The organism is Janthinobacterium sp. (genome assembly GCF_031995485.1).
Taxonomy (GTDB): Bacteria; Pseudomonadota; Gammaproteobacteria; order Burkholderiales; family Burkholderiaceae_D; genus Janthinobacterium.
The window spans coordinates 42300-62566 of sequence record NZ_DAMAGB010000034.1; the positions used below are offsets into that span (position 1 = coordinate 42300).

Annotated in this window: 10 protein-coding genes; 4 read left to right on the plus strand and 6 right to left on the minus strand. The window is 65.2% G+C overall.

Features of this window, described 5'->3' with window-relative positions; translation table 11 throughout:
- Positions 1 to 6: 6 nt before the first annotated feature.
- Entirely contained in the window at positions 7 to 879 is an 873-nt protein-coding gene (locus RTQ46_RS18125; protein WP_312438765.1) for a c-type cytochrome, read from the minus strand.
- Between the two features lie 118 nt (positions 880 to 997).
- On the opposite strand from RTQ46_RS18125, the gene RTQ46_RS18130 reads away from it, so the two are divergent.
- Genes RTQ46_RS18130 through RTQ46_RS18145 form a run of 4 tightly spaced genes read left to right on the plus strand, consistent with a single transcriptional unit; the run spans position 998 to position 5180 of the window.
- Entirely contained in the window at positions 998 to 1399 is a 402-nt protein-coding gene (locus RTQ46_RS18130) for a cytochrome c (RefSeq protein WP_312438766.1), read from the plus strand.
- Positions 1396 to 2337: a cytochrome c oxidase subunit II gene (gene coxB / locus RTQ46_RS18135; RefSeq protein ID WP_312438768.1), complete on the plus strand. Its 942-nt coding sequence runs from the start codon at positions 1396 to 1398 to the stop codon at positions 2335 to 2337. Before RTQ46_RS18130 ends, coxB begins: the two co-directional genes overlap by 4 nt.
- Positions 2334 to 4847 carry a cbb3-type cytochrome c oxidase subunit I gene (locus RTQ46_RS18140; protein WP_312438770.1) on the plus strand — a complete coding sequence of 838 codons (2514 nt, stop codon included), beginning with the start codon at positions 2334 to 2336 and terminating at the stop codon, positions 4845 to 4847. Before coxB ends, RTQ46_RS18140 begins: the two co-directional genes overlap by 4 nt.
- 15 nt (positions 4848 to 4862) lie before the next feature.
- A complete protein-coding gene (locus RTQ46_RS18145; protein WP_312438771.1) occupies positions 4863 to 5180 on the plus strand; it encodes a hypothetical protein in 318 nt (105 codons plus the stop codon).
- Positions 5181 to 5336: 156 nt separating this feature from the next.
- Here the strand turns inward: RTQ46_RS18145 and cueR are convergent, their stop codons facing one another.
- From cueR to RTQ46_RS18170, 5 genes are all read right to left on the minus strand, one after another.
- Entirely contained in the window at positions 5337 to 5762 is a 426-nt protein-coding gene (cueR, locus tag RTQ46_RS18150; RefSeq protein ID WP_312438772.1) for a Cu(I)-responsive transcriptional regulator, read from the minus strand.
- A 6-nt stretch (positions 5763 to 5768) separates the two neighbouring features.
- On the minus strand, positions 5769 to 8168 hold the full coding sequence (locus RTQ46_RS18155; RefSeq protein WP_312438773.1) for a heavy metal translocating P-type ATPase: 2400 nt from the start codon (positions 8166 to 8168) through the stop codon (positions 5769 to 5771).
- Positions 8169 to 8240: 72 nt separating this feature from the next.
- Positions 8241 to 8993 carry a FecR family protein gene (locus RTQ46_RS18160; protein WP_312438774.1) on the minus strand — a complete coding sequence of 251 codons (753 nt, stop codon included), beginning with the start codon at positions 8991 to 8993 and terminating at the stop codon, positions 8241 to 8243.
- 4 nt (positions 8994 to 8997) lie between these two features.
- Entirely contained in the window at positions 8998 to 18555 is a 9558-nt protein-coding gene (locus RTQ46_RS18165; protein WP_312438776.1) for a YDG domain-containing protein, read from the minus strand.
- 24 nt (positions 18556 to 18579) lie between these two features.
- Positions 18580 to 20187, minus strand: coding sequence for a ShlB/FhaC/HecB family hemolysin secretion/activation protein (locus RTQ46_RS18170; RefSeq protein WP_312438778.1), 1608 nt, complete (start codon positions 20185 to 20187; stop codon positions 18580 to 18582).
- Positions 20188 to 20267: the final 80 nt, after the last annotated feature.

Here is a 20267-nt window from a genome sequence, read left to right on the forward strand (position 1 = left end):
CTCTCCTTAATCGAGACTGAGCAGGTAGGCCGCCATGTCGCGCGCATCGTCCGGCCCGACGCCCAGGTTCGGCATGGCCGTGTGCGGCTTGATCGCTTGCGGGTCGCGTAGCCACTGCTGCAGATGGGCGCTGGTATTGGGCAGGCGGCCGGCCAGGTAGCGCCGCTGCGCCAGCTTGTCGAGCGGCGGACCGACAAACACCTCGGACCCCGTGATGCCGGGGATCATGTGGCAGGCCCGGCAGGCAAATTGCGTCAGCGCCACCTTGCCCCGTTCGATGCTGGTGGCGGGATTGGGCGCGCGTTTCCTTGTGCTTTGCGGCTGGTCGTCCGGCGCAGCTGGCGCCTTCGCCAGTTGCGCATAGTCCTGTGCCGAGATGGCCGGCAACTGGCCGAGAAAGGCCACCACCGCCCACAGCTGCTCTTCATCGAGATGATGGCCCCAGGCCGGCATGCCGCTCATCTTGATGCCGTGCCGCGTGATCCAGTACAGCTCGTTCTTTTGCCAGCGCTTGGCCGCGTCCACCAGCGGACCCGGTATCGGCTGCATGCTCTGCCCGATCGCATCCTGCGCCACGCCCGGCGCGCCATGGCACTGCGCGCAATGCTGGCGGTACAGGCCGGCGCCGGCCACCAGCTGCGCTTTGGCAGCGCCAGCGGCCAGGGGCGCGGGCACCTTGACCTCGCCGGCATGGTGGCGTACCGACTCGTGCATGCCCTGCTCCAGCACGCTGTACACGGGTTGCCAGTGCTGTTTGGTGGCGCCGATGTTGTACCAGCCGCTTTTCAGCACAAACACGCCCACCAGCGCGCCAGTGGCGCCGCACAGCAGCAAGGTGGCGGCAATGGTGCGGACGATGGTCGCGCGGCGCGATGTCATCAGGGCGACTCCTTTGAAAGTGGCTGCCGGCTTGCTTCGCCGGCATTTCTATTGAACGCAAGGAAATAATAGCTTTATCGTACTATAAAGATTCAACAGGTTTCAGCAGGATGCAATCGTGCGCAACTCCCCAAGCCATCGGGCAACACTCTGGCGCTCCAGCCTGTGCCTGCTGGCCGTGCTGGCGGCCGGCTGCGACAGCCGCGATACGCCGCAGCCGCCCGCCTCAGCCGGCACTATCGGCAATGCAGAGCGGGGCCAGCGTTTGCTGGCGCAGTTCCAGTGCGGCGCCTGCCACCAGATTCCCCAGGTGCCCGCCGCACGCAGCCATGTGGGACCCAGCCTGGCCCATATGGGCAAGCAAAGCTATATCGCCGGCCAGTTCCCGAACCAGCCCGAAACATTGGTGCGCTGGATCGTCGATCCGCAGTCCATGCAGCCGGGCACGGCCATGCCGGCCATGGGCGTGTCGCCGGACCAGGCGCGCGACATGGCGGCCTACTTGTATGGACTGCCATGAGCGCACGCAACTTCCTGCAATCGGCCTTGCATCCGGCCGGACCGGACGCCACTGTCATCCACAACCTGTCGTGGCTGCTGATCATCGGCGCCAGCGTGGTCCTGATCGGCATGATGGTGTTGCTGGCGCTGGCGCTGCGGCGCAAAAAATCGGGCGCGCCCGTGCGGCCGCTGCGCTGGCTGATCGGCGGCGGCGTGGTGCTGCCGCTGGTGGTGCTGTCCGCGTTGCTGGCGTGGAGCACGCTGCGCAGCGCGCAGCTGACGCGCCCCTCGTCGCAGCATGCGGTCAAGATCGCGGTGACGGCCAAGATGTGGTGGTGGGAAGTGCGCTATACGGACCCGGCCACGGGACACGATATCGTGCTGGCCAATGAAATCCGCCTGCCGGCCGGCCAAAGCGTGTATCTGGGCCTGACCAGTACCGACGTGATCCACAGTTTCTGGGTGCCGGCGCTGGCCGGCAAGGTCGACATGCTGCCGGGCCGCCTGCACGGATTGACCGTGCGCGCCGACAAGCCCGGCGTCTATCGCGGCCAGTGTGCCGAATATTGCGGCGAGCAGCATGCGCGCATGGCGCTGCATGTGGTGGTACAGACGCCTGAAGAGTTCACCGCCTGGCTGGCCAATCAATCGAAACCTGCCGTCACGCCGGCCGGCGAACTGGCGCTGCGCGGGCGCGACGCATTTGTCGCCCGGCGCTGCGTGGCCTGCCATACGGTGCGCGGCGTGGCAGACGAGGCACGGCTGGGACCGGACCTGACGCATATCGGCAGCCGCCTGTACCTGGGCGCGGGCACCCTGCGCAACAGCCCCGGCGCGATGGCCGGCTGGATCGCCGATCCGCACGCCAGCAAGCCCGGCGTGCGCATGCCGGCCGCCAGCGACCTCGACAGTGCAACCCTGGCCGCGATTACCGCTTATCTGGAGCAATTGCAATGACACAGTCCCTGCCAAGCTCCCTGCCCCGTCCACCGGACGAACTGCCGAAGCTGGAAGCCGTCTGGCGCACGCCCACTGGCTGGCGCTTTTTTACCACCGTTAATAACAACAATATCGGCCTGCTGTATATCGGCACGGCGCTGCTGTTTTTCGTGCTGGCCGGCGTGCTGGGCCTGCTGATCCGGCTGCAGCTGGCGGTGCCGGAAAATGATTTCCTGTCGGCCGGCACCTATAACCAGATCTTCACCATGCATGGCACGGTGATGATGTTTTTGTTCGCCATACCCGTGGTCGAGGCGATTGCCGTCTACCTGCTGCCGGGCATGCTTGGCGCCCGTGATTTGCCGTTTCCGCGCCTGTCGGCGTATGCATTCTGGGCCTATGCGGTCGGCGGCCTGGGTTTCTTTACCAGCCTGTTCTGGGGCCTGGCGCCCGATGGCGGCTGGTTCATGTATCCGCCACTGACGGGCAAGGAATATTCGCCGGGCCTGAACGCCGACTTCTGGCTGCTGGGCATCGGCTTTATCGAAATTTCGGCGATTGCCGGCGCGATCGAACTGATCGTCGGCATTCTGTACACGCGCGCGCCGGGCATGAGCCTGTCGAAAATGCCAGTGTATGCCTGGGCCATGCTGGTGGTCGGCGTGATGATCGTGTTTGCCTTTCCGGCCGTCATCGCCGGCACCACCCTGCTGGAAATGGAGCGCGCCTTCGACTGGCCGTTCTTCATTGTCGAGCGCGGTGGCGACCCGCTGCTGTGGCAGCACCTGTTCTGGTTTTTCGGCCACCCCGAGGTCTACATCATCTTCCTGCCCGCCGCCGGCATGGTCTCGACCATGATCCCCACGCTGGCAGGCACCGCGCTGGTCGGCCACCGCTCGATCGTCGCGGCGCTGCTGGCGGTCGGCTTTTTCAGCTTTGCGCTGTGGGCCCACCATATGTTTACGGCCGGCCTGGGCGTGCTGGAAATGAGCCTGGTATCGGCCGCCAGCATGGCCGTGGCGATCCCGACTGCCGTGCAGGTATTTGCCTGGATCGCCACCCTGTGGCGCGGCCAGGCGTCGCCAGCCAACGCGCCCACCCTGTTCCTGCTGGGCTTCATGTTCATCTTTGTGCTGGGAGGATTGACGGGCGTGATGGTGGCCGTGCTGCCGTTCGACTGGCAGGCGCACGATACCTATTTCATCGTCGCGCATTTGCATTACGTGCTGATCGGCGGCATGGTGTTTCCGATGTTTGCCGGCTTTTATTACTGGCTGCCACTGGTCAACGGCCACCGCCTGTCCGAGCGCTGCGCGCGCTGGGTATTCGGCCTGATGTTCGGCGGCTTCAACCTGGCGTTTTTCCCGATGCACCTGACAGGCCTGTGGGGCATGCCGCGCCGCGTCTACACCTATCCGGCGGACATGGGCTGGAACAACCTGAACCTGGCGTCGAGCATCGGCGCGCTGGTACTGGCGCTGGGCATCGTGCTGTTCTTTATCGATCTTGTCCGCACCCTGCGCAAACCGAAGCAGGAACACGGCAACCCGTGGCGCGCCGCCACGCTCGAATGGCTGCCGATGGAAGACTACGCCGTGCGCAGCATCCCCGACATCCGCTCGCGCCACCCGCTGTGGGACCAGCCGGATCTGCCCGGGGAAGTGGTGGCCGGCCGGCACTGGCTGCCCGGCACCGTGACGGGGCTGCGCGAAACCATTATCACCAGCCCGATCCAGGCGCGTCCGCTGTACCTGCAGATTTTGCCGGGCGACAGCGCCTGGCCGCTGGTCGGCGCGCTGGGCACGGCCGGCTTTTTTTTGCTGCTGACCATTGAACAGACCCTGCTGGCATGGGCCTGCGGCATTGCCGCCATTATTGCCATCATTGCCTGGATGTGGCAGTCCGACAGCACGCCGCCCCTGTCCACCGCACGCGTGTCGGACAGCGTCGTGCTGCCGGTCGGCATCAGCGGGCCCGCTTCGCATTCCTGGTGCGCCACCATCATCATGCTGATTGTCGACGCCAGCATCTTTGCCGCGTTTGCCTTTGCCCATATCCATAGCGCGATGGCGCTGCAGATCTGCCCGCCGCCGGGCGCCCGCCTGCCGGCGCCGCTGTGGCCATGGGCCGCCTGCGCGCTGTTGATATTCGGTTCGGCCATGATGCTGTGGGCGCGCCGTCTGCAACTGAAAAACCGGCAAGGACTGCTGCGCCTGGCCGTGCTGCTGGCGCTGGCCTGCGCCGTGGCCGGCTTCGGCATGGCCTGGTACAGCCACGCGCAGGCGGGCCTGTCGCCGACCGCCAGCGCCTGGGCCGCCACCGTCGCCGCGCTGCTGGCCTACCAGGGTTTCCATGTAGCGATCCTGGTGCTGGTGGCGGGGTTTTTGTGCGCCCGGTCCTGGGCCAACCGATTGCTGCCGCTGCACCGCGTCACGCTCGACAACTGCAGCCTGCTGTGGCACGGTACGGCCCTGCAGGGCATCGTCGGCATTACCATCGTGCATTTGATGCCGTCGCTGATGGCGTAGAGAGGAAAAGCAACCATGGCCGCCCTCGATCATCTGTTCCGCCGCATGCTGCCACCATCGCTGCCGCTGCTGGTCTGGGGCGTGCATTTTTTCTTTTGCTATATTGTCGCGGCCGAGCAGGGACGCTTTGACAGGGTAACCCTGATGAGTATCTTGTTCATCGCGTCGCTGCTGGCGCTGGGGATGCTGGCGATGTTGTGCTGGCGCGCGCTGCGGCGGCTGCATGCGGGCGGCAACATCAGCCTGCTGCACTGGGCCACGGCCGCCTGCGCGGTGCTGGGCGCGATGGGTGTGCTGCTCAGTTGCCTGCCGATGGTGCTGCTTCAGTATTAACGGCCCTGGCCCGCACATGCACTTGCATTACCCGTCAATGCCATGGCTTGCCCCAACGGCGAAATGCCAGGGTCAGATCCTCAGGGCCTGACCCTGGAACTTTATCCGGGGTTAAAAAGAACGTCGTGGTCCAGCTTGTAAACACCGTTTTTGACATTAACCACAACATGCCTTGCTGCTACCGCCCTCGGCCATCGCCAGCCCCAGGTTCTGCAAGATCGGACAATCGGGCTGGTCGTCGCCATGGCAGGCGCTGGCCAGCTGGCTCAAGGTATTGCGCATGTCGCTCAGTTCCGCGATGCGCCTGTCGAGATCGGCCACATGGGCCAGCGCGATGGTTTTCACATCGGAGCTGGCGCGCTGGTCGTTCTGCCACAGCGACAGCAACTCACGGATTTGTTCCAGCGAAAAGCCCAGGTTGCGCGAGCGCTTGATGAAGTGCAGCGCGTGCAGGTCCTGCGGCGTGTAGATGCGGTAGCCGGCGTCGCTGCGCGCGCTCGGTTTCAACAGGGCGATGCTCTCGTAATAGCGTATCATTTTTGCCGACACACCCGTCTCGCTTGCCGCCTGGCCGATATTCATTTGCTCTCATCCTTTGTATGGGCGCCTCGCGCTTGCGCTGCGCGCCGTCCAGCGCCGCAGCAACAGGGCATTGCTGATCACGCTGACCGAGCTCAATGCCATCGCCGCGCCCGCCACCATGGGGTTCAGCAGGCCGAACGCGGCCAGCGGAATGCCGATCAGGTTATACACGAATGCCCAGAACAGATTCTGCCGTATCTTGCCGTAGGTGCGGCGCGAGATGTCGATCGCATCGGCCACCAGTGCCGGGTCGCCGCGCATCAATGTGATGCCGGCCGCATGCATGGCCACGTCGGTGCCGGTCGCCATGGCGATGCCGACATCGGCCGCCGCCAGCGCCGGCGCATCGTTGACGCCGTCGCCTACCATCGCCACTGTTGCGCCAGCGCTCTTCAGCTCCACGATTCTAGCGGTTTTATCGCCCGGCAGCATTTTGGCGGCCACCGTACCGATGCCGAGCAGCGCGCCAACCGCATTCGCGCTGCCCTGGTTGTCGCCGGTCAGCATGACAGTCTGGATGCCCAGAGCATGCAAATGGGCAATCGCGGCAGCGGCGTTCGGCTTGACCTGGTCGCTGAAGGCAAACATCCCCAGCAGTTGCGTGCCCTCGGCCAGCCAGGAAATCGTGTTGCCGGACGCTTCCAGCGCCTGTGCCTGGGCCTGCAACGGCGCCAGGTCCACATTAAGCTCCAGCATCAGCCGCGTGCTGCCCAGTTTCAGGTCGAGGCCGTCGACCTGCGCCGCCAGGCCACGGCCAGGCAAGGCGGACAATCCGCTCGCCGGCAACGAAACGATGCCGCGCGCCCCGGCCGCGTCCAGCACGGCGGTGGCCAGGCTGTGCTCGCTGCCGCGCTGGATGCTGGCCGCCAGTTGCAACAGCCGCTCTTCGGCCACGCCATGCGCATGCAGGGCCGCCAGCGACGGTTTGCCCACCGTCAGCGTGCCCGTCTTGTCGAACACGACCGTGGTCACCGCATGGGCTACCTCGAGCGCCTCCGCATCCTTGATCAGGATGCCGTAGCGCGCCGCCACGCCCGTGCCGGCCATGATGGCGGTCGGCGTGGCCAGCCCCAGCGCGCACGGACAGGCAATCACCAGCACCGCCACGGCGTTGATGATGGCCGTCTCCAGGTCGCCATTGAACAGCCACCAGCCCAGCAGGGTCAGCAGCGCCAGCCCCAGCACCACTGGCACGAAAATCGCGCTGACCCTGTCGACCAGATGCTGGATCGGCGCTTTCGCCGCCTGCGCGTCTTCCACCAGCCGGATAATGCGCGACAGGGTGGTTTCACCCCCGACCGCCAGCGTGCGCACCACCAGCAGCCCATCGGCATTAATGGCGCCGCCCGTGACCCGGTCGCCCACATGCTTGTCGACCGGCAGGCTCTCGCCCGTGATCAGCGACTCGTTCACCTGGCTGGCGCCCTCGACCACCACCCCATCGACGGCCACCCGTTCGCCGGGGCGGATCACCACCAGGTCATCGAGTTTCACCTGTTCCACAGCAACATCGCTGTCCACGCCATCGCGCCGCACGCGGGCCGACGCGGGACGCAGCACCTGCAAGGCACGGATGGCCGAGGCTGTCTGGCGCTTGGCGCGTCCTTCCAGCCATTTTCCCAGCAGCACCAGCGTGATCACCACTGCCGATGCTTCGAAATACAGGTGCGGCAGCATGCCATCCGCCGTGAGCCATTGATACAGAGACAGACCATATGCCGCGCTGGTGCCGAGCGCCACCAGCAGGTCCATATTGCCGCTACCGGCCCGCACCGCTTTCCAGCCCGCCCTGTAAAAACGCGCGCCAAAATAAAACTGCACCGGCGTCGCCAGTGCGAACTGCAACCAGCCCGGCAGCATCAGGTGCATACCCAGCCATTCGAGCAGCATCGGCGCCATCAACGGCAGCGCCAGCAGGCCGGACAGCACCACTTTCAGGCCATCGCGCGATGGCGCTGGGGGCGTGACTTCGCCCTGCTGCGGCACGCTGGCCGCATAGCCGGCAGCCGTGACTGCCGCCACCAGGGTGGACGCGCCCACGCCGCTGACCGTCACGCGCGCGCTTTCGGTGGCCAGGTTGACGCTGGCGTTCAACACGCCCGGCACTTTCAGCAACGCTTTTTCCACCCGGCCCACGCACGAGGCGCAGGTCATGTCGGCCACCTGGAGATCGATTTCCTGTGTCGCCAGCGCATAGCCTGCCTTGCTGACCGCGGCCTGCAAGGTGGCCAGCGGAACCTGCTGGCTGGACATCACCCTGGCCGTATCGGTGGCCAGGTTGATGCTGGCGCCAGTCACGCCCGGCACGGCCGCCAGCGCTTTTTCGACGCGGGCCACGCACGAGGCGCAGGTCATGCCGTCGACCGTGAAAGACTGCAAGTAGGGGGAAGTTGAAGCTGGCTGCATGGCGCTGATCCTGTAGGCAAGATTATATGCCTGCAGGATCAGCCATCCAACGATGGGAAGGTCAAGCGGAAATCAGCGTACTTCGCAATCCACGTTGTTGGACTTGCCCGGCGTGTTGCTGGCGGCCGGACCCGTGCTCGAATTGAACACGGGCGGCGGCGCGAACTGCATGCTCGGGTTGGCCGGCACGATCACCGGCGGCTGCGTGAAACCCGGGGTAAAACCGAACTGGCCGGCGCTGAAATTTTGCGTGCCGCCCGGATTGGTCACATGGATCAGTCCATCGAGCACCTGCACGTACAGGCCGGGCGCCCTGCCTGCCGTTGGTGCAGGCGCTACAGGAGGCACGGGTGATGATGCTAGCGGCGCTGGCGCAGGCACCGACGGCGCCACGTACTCGGCAATAAAATACGTGCCGCGGATACCGATGGTGGCAGCCGGTGTTTTCAGCGAGAACTTTTCCTTGTTGCGCTTGCCCAGCAGGCCGGACAGCGAACGCAGCCCGCCCTTGACCAGGTTGAACGACGCGCGGTCGCCATCGGGCTGGTCGGCCTGGTAGGCAAACTGCTCGACGACAAAGGTGGTGGACGGCTTGAGCGTGATCTCGCTGCTGTCAATGAATTTCACCATCGCATAGGTGTTTTTCTCCGTCATCAGCGTATCGCCCGATTCCACCTCGGACTTGAGCGACAGGATTTTCACCTTGCCATCGGCCTTTTTCGCCATCAGCGGCCCGCTCAGCTGCGTGACCGTGCCGGCCACCTGCGCCAGCGCCTGCAGGCTCACGCCCATCAGCGCCAGCCACAGAGCGACGCACGCCAGCATGGGCCTAGTTGCAGTAGGTCTTTTTGATGCTGTTCTTGAGATCATCTGGGGTTTCCTTGGTCGATTCTGGTGAGGTGGCGTCCGCCAGCAATGGCGTCCTGACAGTATTGGGCGTGCTGATATGGTTCAGCGGGTTGTACTGCTCGCTGATGGCCGGCACGTAGTTGCTCACGGTACCGATAACGTTGGATGGCACGGCAGGAATCACGACAGGTGGCACAACAGGTGGCACAACAGGCGGGACGACTGGCGGCACAACGGGCGGAACCACCGGCGGAACGACAGGCGGCGTGACCGGCGTTGCCACCAGTACCGAGGCCGGCACATTGACCCGGCCATTCGGCGCCAGCAGCGACACCGGGGCGCCGCGGCTGTTGATGCGCACGGTGTCGGCCGCCGTCAGGTCGCCGTTCTGCGCCAGCACATTGATGCCGCCGGTCGATTGCACATCCATGGTGGCGGCGCCGTCGAACGTGACGCCGGTGCCGGCCGTCACCGCAATCGTGCGCACCGCATTGACGCGCGCGCCGTCGCCGAAGGCCACGTTGGTGCTCGCCTGCACGGTCACGTCATTGCCGCTGATGGCGCCCTGCACATTGACGGGGCTGTGCGCGATCAGGGTCACATTGCCGGTATTGGCATTGATGACATGGCTTTCGATGCCGCCCGTGCTTTCGATGCGCACGTCGCCGGAACCGGTTGCCAGGCTGCCCAGCAGCAGCACATCGGGTGCGCTGGTAGTGGTCAGCGCAATGCCGCCCGCGCCGCTGTTGCCGGCACTGAAGGTCTTGACGCGGTTGCCGGCGTCGTTCAACACGGTGCCGGCTTGCGATTGCGTGGCGAGGCTGGCGGCGACAATCGCGCCGCTCTGGCTGATGGCGCCCGCAGCCGCGTTCAGGCTGATGCTGTTGGCCGTCAGCGAGGCCAGGCGCAGGTCGCCCGTCGCCTGCGTGATGGCCAGGTTGCCGCCGATAGCGATGGCGCCGCCGCTCTGGCTGAAGCTGTTACCGACCGTGACATTGCCCAGCCCGCCCAGCAGGCCGCCGCTTTGCGCGTAATTGGCCACCGTCAAGGCATTATTGACCGACAGGCTGCCACCGGAAAGATTCAGGCCGCCGCGCAAGCTCAAGCTGCCCAGCACGGTGTCACCCGCCGCCGCCGTGTAGACCACGCTGCCGGTACTGGCCGCGAAATCGGCCGCCAGCACATTGGCGCCAACCGGCACCACGCCGCCTTCCCAGTTGGCCGCGTCGCTCCACAGGCCGCCGTTGGCGCCGATCCAGGTCGACAGCGCGCGCTGCGCAATGCTGGCCTGCGTCACGCCGCTGTTCGAGGTCAGCACGTAATTGCCGGCATCCACGCCCGCCAGGCCAAAGCCGCTGACGGTCACGGTCTTGCCGGTGCCATAGTTGCGGTCTGCAAAGGTGCCGCTGCCGCCCGACAGGCTGACCGCATCCTGGCCGATGACGCCAGCCACGCTGCCGCCCACGCTGGCATTGAGCGTGCCGTCATAGACCTTGTCGCCGGCGCTGACACTGCTCAATACCAGCGCTGCGCGCGCAATGCTGGCGCTGGTCGCGCCGCTGCTCGATGCCAGGCGGTAATTGCCCGCGTCCGCACCCGACAAGGCGGCATTTTGCACCGTCACCGTCTTGCCCGTGCCCGCGTTCTTGTCAGCAAACGCCGCGCTGGCCGAGGCCGTCAGCACGTCGCCAGCAATGCGGTCATCGCTGAATGCCACTTGCGCGCCGGTCACGCCGTCATACACCTTGTCCACGCCCGTATAGCCGAGATTGAGCGTACGCTGTGCGATGGTGGCGGTAGTGGTAGCTGAAGTCGCATCAAGACGGTAGTTGCCGGCATCCGCACCGGCCAGCGCGATGCCGCCCACCGTGACGGTCTTGTTGACACCGGCATTCCTGTCAGCAAACGCCGCATTCGCCGAGGCCGTCAGGACGTCGCCGGCCACGCGGTTGTCGCTGATGCTGACCGCAGCGCTGCTGCTGCCGTCATAGACCTTGTTGACGCCGGCAACACTCAGGTTCAGGGCGCGCTGGGCGATATCGGCGGTGGTAACGCCACCGGTATTGACGATGGCATAGTTGCCCGCGTCGGTACCCGACAGGCTGGCACCGTTCACTGTCACCAACTTGCCGTTGCCCGCGTTCTTGTCGCCAAACGCCGCATTGGCCGAGGCGGTCAGCACATCGCCGCCAATACGGTTGTCGCCGATGGTGACGGCCGCGCCGGTCAAGCCATCGTAGACTTTGTTGACGCCGGCAAAACTGAGGTTCAGGGCGCGCTGGGATATATCTGCAGTGACCGTGCCACCGGTATTGACGATGGCATAGTTGCCGGCATCGGCACCCGACAGGCTGGCATTGCGTACCGTCACTGTCTTGCCGCTGCCGGCATTCTTGTCGCCGAAGGCGGCACGGGCCGAGGCGGTCAGCACATCGCCGGCAATACGGTTGTCGCCGATGGTGACGGCCGCACCGCTCAAGCCGTCGTAGACTTTGTTGACGCCGGCAAAACTGAGGTTCAGGGCGCGCTGGGATATATCTGCAGTGACCGTGCCACCGGCATTGACGATGGCATAGTTGCCCGCGTCGCTACCCGCCAGGCTGGCATCCTGTACCGTCACTGTCTTGCCGCTGCCGGCATTCTTGTCGCCGAAGGCGGCACTGGCCGACACGGTCAGCATATCGCCGGCGATGCGGTTGTCGCCGACAAGCACCGATACGGCCGTGCCACCGTCATAGACCTTATTGATGCCGGTAAAGCTCAGGTCGAGGCCGCGCTGGGCGATATCGGCACTTGCCGTGCCACCGGTATTGACAATGGCATAGTTGCCCGCGTCGGTGCCCGCCAGGCTGGCGTTCTGCACGGTCACCGTCTTGCCGCTGCCGGCATTCTTGTCGCCAAACGCCGCGCTGGCCGAGGCCGTCAGCATATCGCCGGCAATACGGTTGTCGCCGACAATCACAGAAGCGCTCGTGCCGCCGTCATACACCTTATTGACGCCAGCAAAGCTCAGGGTCAATTCGCGCTGCGCGATACTGGCTGTGGTGCTGCCGCCGGTATTGACGACAGCATAGTTGCCCGCGTCGCTACCCGCCAGGCTGGCGTTCTGCACCGTCACCGTCTTGCCGCTGCCGGCGTTCTTGTCGCCAAACGCCGCATTGGCCGAGGCCGTCAGCATATCGCCGGCAATACGGTTGTCGCCGATGGTAACGGCCGCGCCGGTCGCGCCGTCGTAGACTTTATTGACGCCAGTGAAGCTCAGGGTCAGGCCGCGCTGCGCGATACTGGCTGTGGTGCTGCCGCCGGTATTGACGATGGCATAGTTGCCCGCATCGGTGCCTGACAGGCTGGCATCCTGTACCGTCACCGTCTTGGCGTTAGCGGCATTCTTGTCGCCAAACGCCGCATTGGCCGAGGCGGTCAGCACATCGCCGGCAATACGGTTGTCGCCGACGATGATCGATGCCATTGTGCCACCGTCGTAAACTTTATTGACGCCGGCATAGCTCAAGGTCAAATCGCGCTGCGCGATACTGGCTGTGGTACTGCCGCCGGTATTGACGATGGCATAGTTGCCCGCGTCGGTACCCGACAGGCTGGCATTGCGCACCGTGACGGTTTTGCCGCTGCCGGCATTCTTGTCGCCGAAGGCGGCACTGGCCGAAGCGGTCAGTACATCGCCGGCAATACGGTTGTCGCCGATGGTGACGGCCGCGCCGGTCAGGCCGTCGTAGACTTTACTGACGCCGGTAAAACTCAGGTCCAGCGCGCGCTGCGTGATATCGGCTGTTGCCGTGCCGCTTGTAATCACCACAGCATAGTTGCCTGCATCCACGCCCGACAGGCTGGCGTTCTGCACCGTGACCGTCTTGCCGCCTGCAGCGTTCTTGTCGCCAAACGCCGCACTGGCCGACGCCGTCAGCATATCGCCGGCGATGCGGTTGTCGCCGACAAGCACCGATGCGGCCGTGTCACCGTCATACACCTTATTAATGCCTGTAAAGCTCAGATCCAGCGCGCGCTGCGTGATATCGGCCGTTGCCGTGCCGCTTGTATTCACTACCGCATAGTTGCCTGCATCCACGCCCGACAGGCTGGCATTGCGCACCGTGACGGTTTTGCCGCTGCCGGCATTCTTGTCGCCAAACGCAGCATTGGCCGAGGCCGTCAGTACATCGCCGGCAATTCGGTTGTCGCCGACAATCACCGATGCGGCCGTGCCGCCGTCATACACTTTATTGACGCCGGCAAAGCTCAGGTCAAGCGCACGCTGCGTGATATCGGCCGTGGTAGTGCCGCCAGCATTGACGACAGCGTAGTTGCCCGCATCCGTACCCGACAGGCTGGCACCGTTCACCGTCACTGTCTTGCCGCTGCCGGCATTCTTGTCGCCAAACACCGCACTGGCCGAGGCCGTCAGCATATCGCCTGCGATGCGGTTGTCGCCAACGATCACCGATGCGGCCGTGCCGCCGTCATAGACTTTGCTGACCCCGGTAAAGCTCAGGTTCAATTCGCGCTGCGTGATATCGGCAGTGGCCGAACCAGCGGTGCTGGCCAGCGCATAGTTGGCCGCATCGGTACCCGACAGGCCCGCATCGCGCACCGCCACAGTTTTTCCGCTGCCGGCATTCTTGTCGCCAAAGGCGGCCGTGGCCGAGGCGCTCAGGATATCGCCGCTCACGCGGTCGTCGGTGATGGCAACTGCCGCAGCGGTGCCGCCGTCGTAGACCTTGTTGGTTCCCGTAAAGCCCAGGTTCAGCGTGCGCTGCGCGATATCGGCGGTGGTGCTGCCGCTGGTGCTGGCCAGTACATAGTTGCCGGCATCCGTGCCGGACAGGCTGGCGCCACGGACTGTCACCGCCTTGGCGCTGCCCGCATTCTTGTCGCCGAACGCGGCACTGGCCGAGGCCGCCAGCACATCGCCGGCCACGCGGTCGTCGCTGATGGTCACGTTCGCCAGCACGCTGCCGTCATAGGTCTTGCCTACGCCGGCAAAGGCCAGATTGAGCGTACGCGCCGTGATGTCGGCGCTGGTGCTGCCGCCCGCACCCGTGAGCACATAATTGCCGGCATCGCTGCCTGCCAGGTTGTCGCCGGCGATGGTGTAGCTGACGGTCTTCGCGCTGCCCACGTTCTTGTCCGCGAAACTGGCGGCCGCGCCCGAGAACTGCACCTGGTCGCTGCCGATCACGCCGGACAAGGTGCCGCCGACGGTGGCGTTCGCCGTGCCGTCATACACCTTGCCTGATGCATGGATGTCGCTCACGCCCAGGCTGGCGCGGCTGATATCGCCGCTGCCGCTGGCTGTGCTCGCCAGCGTGTAGTTGCCCAGTTCATTGCCGGACAGCACGATATTGCTGGCATTGAGCAGCTTGCCGGCGCCGGCATTCTTGTCGGCAAACTGCGCCGTGCCGGTCACGCCCAGCGTATCGCCGGCCACCGTATTACCGAGTGTAAACGTGGCATTTCCCAGGCCCAGCGCCCCGTCATAGATCTTGCTGCCGCTGACGGCCAGCGTCAGGGCGCGCGGCGTGATGGCGAACGTGGTGCTGCCGGCATAGCTGATGTCGTATTTGGTCGACCACAGGCCGCCCAGCGCATAGGTGCCGACGTTCAGTGCATTGCCGTAGCCGGCCGTGCCATTGGCCGCCAGGTCGCCATTGGTCAGGCCCACATAGCCGAGGCTGCCCGCGAAGCTGGCCAGTTGGCCGTCATACACCTTGCTGCCGCCGCCGGTGGCGGTGACCTGCAATGGCGTCAGAAAAGCTTTCAGCATTGGCGTGGTATAGCCGTCGTAGATGCGCCAGACGGCATTCTCGCCAAAATTGAAGCCGCCGAAACTGCCTTGCTGCTGCATCTGCGCGGTCGAGCGGCCACTCGAGCCGCCCTGGTCGAAATAGGTACCGGAGGTTTCATAGTTGAAAAAGGCCGGCCCCACGCCGGCGCCCGGATCGGCCCGGCCGACCACGGCGCCCACCGTGCCGGAGACAAAACCGCTGCCCGACACATTGCCGCTGAAGTACAGCCGGCTGGCGCTGCTGCCGGCCACGCTCCAGCCGATCATGCCGCCGATATTCTGGCGCGTTACTGTCTGGTCGCTGTCGATGGCCAGGCCAATGGCGCCAGTGGCATAGGCGTCGGCAATGGTGCCGCTGTTGCGCCCGACCAGGCCGCCGACATTGGCCGAGCCGCCCACGCCGCCGGTGGCGTACGCCTGCGCAATGGCGCCGTCGTTATTGCCGGCCAGGCCGCCGATCTGCTCGCCAGGGCCGCTGACGGCGCCGCTGGCGCGCGCCACGCTGATGCTGCCGCCACTGTTGTTGGAACCGACCAGGCCGCCGATCATGGATCCGCTGACGCTGCCGCTGCCCATGCCGCCTGCCAGGCCCGTGACATTGCCGCTGGCGCTGGCATTGCTGATGCTGCCGCTGTTGCTGCCGGCCAAGCCGCCGACATTGCTGTTGCCGCTGACCGCCATGCTGCTGCTCACGTTGCTGAGCGTGCCTTCGCTGTTGTTGCCCACCAGCGCGCCGACGTTATTGCCGCCGATGACGCTGCCGCCTGCCATGTTCAGATTGCGGATAGTGCCACCTTGCACCCTGGAAAACAGGCCGCTGCCGAAGTACGAGGTATTGGCGCCGCCATTGATGACCAGGCCCTGGATGCTGTGATTGCCGCCATCAAAAATGCCCGTGTAGGCAAATTCGTCGCCGCTGAACAGCGGCGCAAAACCGGCGCCCGCGTTCCAGCTGGCCGTGCTCCTGGCGTCGATGTCACCGGCCAGCAGGTAATTGGTGTTGTTGATCTGCTTGCCGGCGCCTTGCAGGCCGTACACGTCGACGATCTGGTACGGCGCGGCCACGCTGCCGTCGCCACCGGTGGCGCGCAGGAACGTGCCGCGGCTTACCCTGAAGCTGCTGGCGAAAAACGCCGGCAGGCTGGCGGCGTTCTGCACCCAGCTGCCGCCGTCGAGCAAAAAGTTGCCGCCCACATTGACAGCGCCGGCAGCGCTGATGGCGCCGCCTTGCAGGGTCAGATCCTTGGCCACCGCCAGCGCACTGTTCAGGTTGATGCCGCCGCCACTGTTGAGCGCCAGCGCATTGAGGGTGGCAAGGCTTGTCAGGTCGAGTCCGCCCTTTACATCGAGCGTGCCGGCAAAGTCCGTGCTGCCGATGGCGATAGTCGGTGCGCCAATGGTGCTCAGCTCTGCAGTGGACAGGCCCAGGCTGGTGCCACTGTCGGCGGCGCTGCCGCCCACTTCGATGCTGCCCGTGTTGCTGCGCCGCGCCAGGCTGACCGTGCCGTCCGCTGCAGTCGAGATCGATTGCGCCGCGCCCCCCAAGGTCATGTTGTCGGCCACCAGGCTGACCGTGCCGCCTGCATACAGGCCGCCGCCGGCCCCCACGCTCAAAGCACCGCCGGCCGTGGCGCGCAGGCTGCTGCCGTCCTGGCGCAGCGCCACCATGTTCGATACCGCCAGGTTGCCGCCGGTTTCCAGCTGCAGGTTGCGCACTCCGACGGTATCGCCCAGGTTGACCAGATCGACCGGCGTGCTGACAGTCAGGTTGCCCGCCGTGGCGCTGCCAATGGTGACCGTGTTGGCGGAAATCCGGTTCAGTTCGGCATTTGTCAGGCCCAGGCCATTGCCTGGCTTGCTGCCCACATACACCTGGCGCCCGTCGGTCAGGGGTTTGAACACCACTTCGGCAAAGCCGGCGGCGCCGCCGAAATGAAGATTGCCGCCCAGGCTGATATTGTCAGCTTGCAAGGTCACCAGCTGGCCATAGGCGCCGCTGCCGAGCAGCTGGTCGCCGCTGCCGGTCAGGTTGATGCCGCCCTGCGCGTTATTGGCGCGCAGGGTCAGGTTGCCGTTGCCGACATTGACCCAGCCAGAAGCGTTGCTGGTGATGCTGGCGCCCGACAGATAAGCCGCGCCGCCATAGGTATTGATGCCTGCGTGCAACACCACATCGGAACCGAGGCCATACGCGCTGCCGCCGGTGGCGTCATTGGCCGACAAGGTAATGCTGCCGCCCTGCGTACTGATCGGCGCATTGACGATAATGGACTCGCCGGCCATCGCCGTCAGGCCCACGCCCGCCTTGACGATATTGATGGCGCTGTTGAAATTGATGCGATGCAAGGCCTGCAAGGTCACATTGCTTTGCGCGCCCGAAATGGTGCCGGCGCTGATGGTCGAGCTGCCTGTGGCTGGCGCATCGGCAAACTGGTCGAAGTTCTCCAGCTGGCCGCTGGAATTGGACACCACATCAATATCGTAAGGGTCGAGCAGCCAGTTGCCGCGCTTGCCGCGCTGTGCGCTGGTGTCGACGCGGATGCCTGCCACATCGAGGTAATGGCCCGAGGTTTCCACCAGGCCGCCGTTGCCGGAAGCCGCCCCGCCGCGCGCCGACATGCTGCCATGCACGCGCGCCGTAGCGTCGCCCCAGACGACCACCTTGCCGCCGTCGCCCGTGGCAAGTGCATCGGCCCGGATGCTGGCGTCGCTGTCGACTGCCACCTGGCGCGCATTGGCAATCGCGGGATTTTTTCCCTGGTAGTCGCCGCCCAGCAAGACCGTGCCGCCCCCGGTGGCGCCGCTGGCGTCCACGCTGGCGTTGCCCAGCATGCCGACCTGCTCGCCCAGTACCGTCACCTCGCCACCCTTGCCGGCCGTGTTGACGGCGGTGGTGACGCTGCCCGCTTCCAGCACGGCCTTGCCGGTTGCTTTCAGCACAATCTTGCCGTTCTCGCCGACCACCGCGCTGCTGGCGTTGAGCACGCCGCGCTGGTTCAGCAGCGCGCCGGCCATGCCGATGCGCCCACCCTGGGCAATGATCTGGCCCACGTTGATGGCGCGGTCGGCAGGGGCCGACAGCACCACGCGCAGATCGGGATTGGCGGCATCGGCCAGCTGCACGCTGTGGCCGGCGGCCAGCAGCACGTCGCCATTGGGCGCCGTGATGACGCCGCTGTTTTCCACGTTCGGCGCGATCAGGAGGATCTGCCCGCCGCTGCCGGCATTGATCGATCCCTGGTTGATCACGGAACCGGCCGCGTCGCCCGCATTGAAATTCATCTTGCCGGCCAGGAAATCCTGGTTCGACAGGGCCAGGCTCGACGCCACCAGGCCGGCCACGTCCACGCGCGCGTCGCGGCCGAACAGCACGCCGTTCGGATTGATCAGGAACACCTTGCCGTTCGACTGCAGCGAGCCGAGGATTTTGCTGGGGTCCTGCCCCGTAATGCGGTTCAGTACGCTGCTGTTGGCATTTTGCTGGATAAAGCGCGTGATCTCGCCCGGATTGACCGAGAAGCTTTGCCAGTTGATGATGGTGTTCGGCGTATTGGTGATCGAAAACAGATTGCCCTGCTGGTTGAACGTGGCCTGGCCGTGCACCACTTGCGGCAGGGCCGGGCTGGCGTGGGCCGCGTGGAAGCAGCCGGCAATCAGCAGCGCCAGCGCGGTACGGCGCAGCGGCGGCCGGGATGGCGCATACGCAGCCAGGGTAAGGTGATGGGCTTGTTTTTGCATGATGTTTTATCCTTGGGCGACGGCTCAGTACGACAGGCCAACTCTGAAATGCAGGCGGTTGGCATCGCGGCGCCCCGTTTCGCCGGGGTTCACCACATGGGCGTAATCGAGCTGCACATTGGCATAGCGGTTCAGTGTCAGGCGCAGGCCCAGGCCCGCCGAGCCGATCGCCATGCTGTCGATTTCGCCGGGCAGGGCATGGTTGCGGCGCACCCAGCCCGTGTCGTAGAACGCCAGTGCGCGGCACTGGTAGCTGCCGCTGCCGCACCAGGTCGGCGTGTACAGTTCCAGGTTCAGGTTGGCGCCGCTGTCGTTGGCCACTTCGCGCTCCAGGAAGCCGCGCACGGTAGCCGCACCGCCGATGCCGAACTGTTCGCCCGGCACCAGCGCATCGGGCGTATATTGGCCATTGGCCAGCGCGCGCCATTGCCAGTCGCTGTCGAGCACCTGGCTGTAGCTGCCGCTCAGGCGCAAGGTGCTGTAGCTGGCCCTGGCGCCAAGGCGCGCCAGCGTGAAATGCCGCTGGCTGCCGTTATCGCCGCCGGCAATATTGCGCGCCAGCGTCACGCCCACGCTGGCCTCGCCGCGCGGCAGGCTCCAGGCGCCGATATAGGCGATGCTGACCGGATGCACGGTGACATCGGTGCCCAGTTCCATGCCAAAAAACTGCAGGCTGTTGCGGTAGGCCTTGACGTCGAAGCCGTACACGAGCTTGGGCTCGTAGTTGCCGCGCTTGCCAAAGTTCCGGTTATAGCGCGCGCCAGCCGTGGCACCGCGGCCGCTGACGGCCAGGTCGAAAATGCCGGCCGACACGCTGCCCGAATCGACGTTCGAATAGCTGGCGAAAAAATCGAGCGAGTCGCCCAGTTCATACAGCGGCACATGGTAGCCAAGTCCATACACGCCGACCTGGTTGGCGTGTTCCAGCGAGGTCGTGTATTGCAGGCTGGCGACATGATCGCGGCCCCACAGGTTGGCGTGCTGCAGCACCACGCCCGCATGGGTCTTGCCCGAGTCCTTGCTGCCCGTATTGTCCAGGTTGAGCATGGCTTTCCACGCCCGCTCGTCGGCCACCGACACGGTGGCGTCCAGCACGCCGTCCGTGTCGCTGCCTGCCAGGCTCACTTCGATTCTGCGGGCCGGATTTTCATTGGCCAGCTTCAGGCTTTGCCCCAGCGCCGGCATGTTCGGGGTGGTACCTTCAAGCAGCGCCGGCAAGGCGCGGCGCACATTGGCGTCGTCAAAATGGCTGTTGCCCTTGATGGCGACCTTGCCTATCAGCGTCTCCACTACATGCAGGCGCACCGCGCCACGGTCGAGTTCCTGCTCCGGCAAGCCGACCAGCACCATCGTGTAGCCGCGCGTGCGGTAGGCCTCTTCCAGTGCCTCGACGGCGCGCTGGATATCGCCGAAGTCGCGCCCCTGTCCGGTAAACGGCGTGACCAGCGATTGCACCAGTTCCGGCCCCAGCAAAGTGTCGCCGCTCACGTCATAGCGGCTGATGGCGAAGCGGGGAATGGCGCTCTCGGCGGGCGGCGTATCAGGGTCGGATTCAATGGATTGGGCCGTTGCGCATGCCGCGCAGAACAGCAGCGCGGAACCCGCAAGCAGGTGCACCAGACGATATTTCATGTGAGAGTTTCTTGTGATGTCCGGCTGACACGGCCTCATGGGCATCTGTCAGCCATCAATTGATTGAAAGCAAAGTTTAG

Bases quoted from the DNA above. Each gene is read 5' to 3' on its own strand.
- RTQ46_RS18165 (WP_312438776.1), bottom strand. From the start codon at position 18,555: ATGCAAAAACAAGCCCATCACCTTACCCTGGCTGCGTATGCGCCATCC.
- coxB (WP_312438768.1), top strand. From the start codon at position 1,396: ATGAGCGCACGCAACTTCCTGCAATCGGCCTTGCATCCGGCCGGACCG.
- RTQ46_RS18155 (WP_312438773.1), bottom strand. From the start codon at position 8,168: ATGCAGCCAGCTTCAACTTCCCCCTACTTGCAGTCTTTCACGGTCGAC.
- RTQ46_RS18170 (WP_312438778.1), bottom strand. From the start codon at position 20,187: ATGAAATATCGTCTGGTGCACCTGCTTGCGGGTTCCGCGCTGCTGTTC.
- RTQ46_RS18140 (WP_312438770.1), top strand. From the start codon at position 2,334: ATGACACAGTCCCTGCCAAGCTCCCTGCCCCGTCCACCGGACGAACTG.
- RTQ46_RS18125 (WP_312438765.1), bottom strand. From the start codon at position 879: ATGACATCGCGCCGCGCGACCATCGTCCGCACCATTGCCGCCACCTTG.
- RTQ46_RS18145 (WP_312438771.1), top strand. From the start codon at position 4,863: ATGGCCGCCCTCGATCATCTGTTCCGCCGCATGCTGCCACCATCGCTG.
- RTQ46_RS18160 (WP_312438774.1), bottom strand. From the start codon at position 8,993: ATGCTGGCGTGCGTCGCTCTGTGGCTGGCGCTGATGGGCGTGAGCCTG.
- cueR (WP_312438772.1), bottom strand. From the start codon at position 5,762: ATGAATATCGGCCAGGCGGCAAGCGAGACGGGTGTGTCGGCAAAAATG.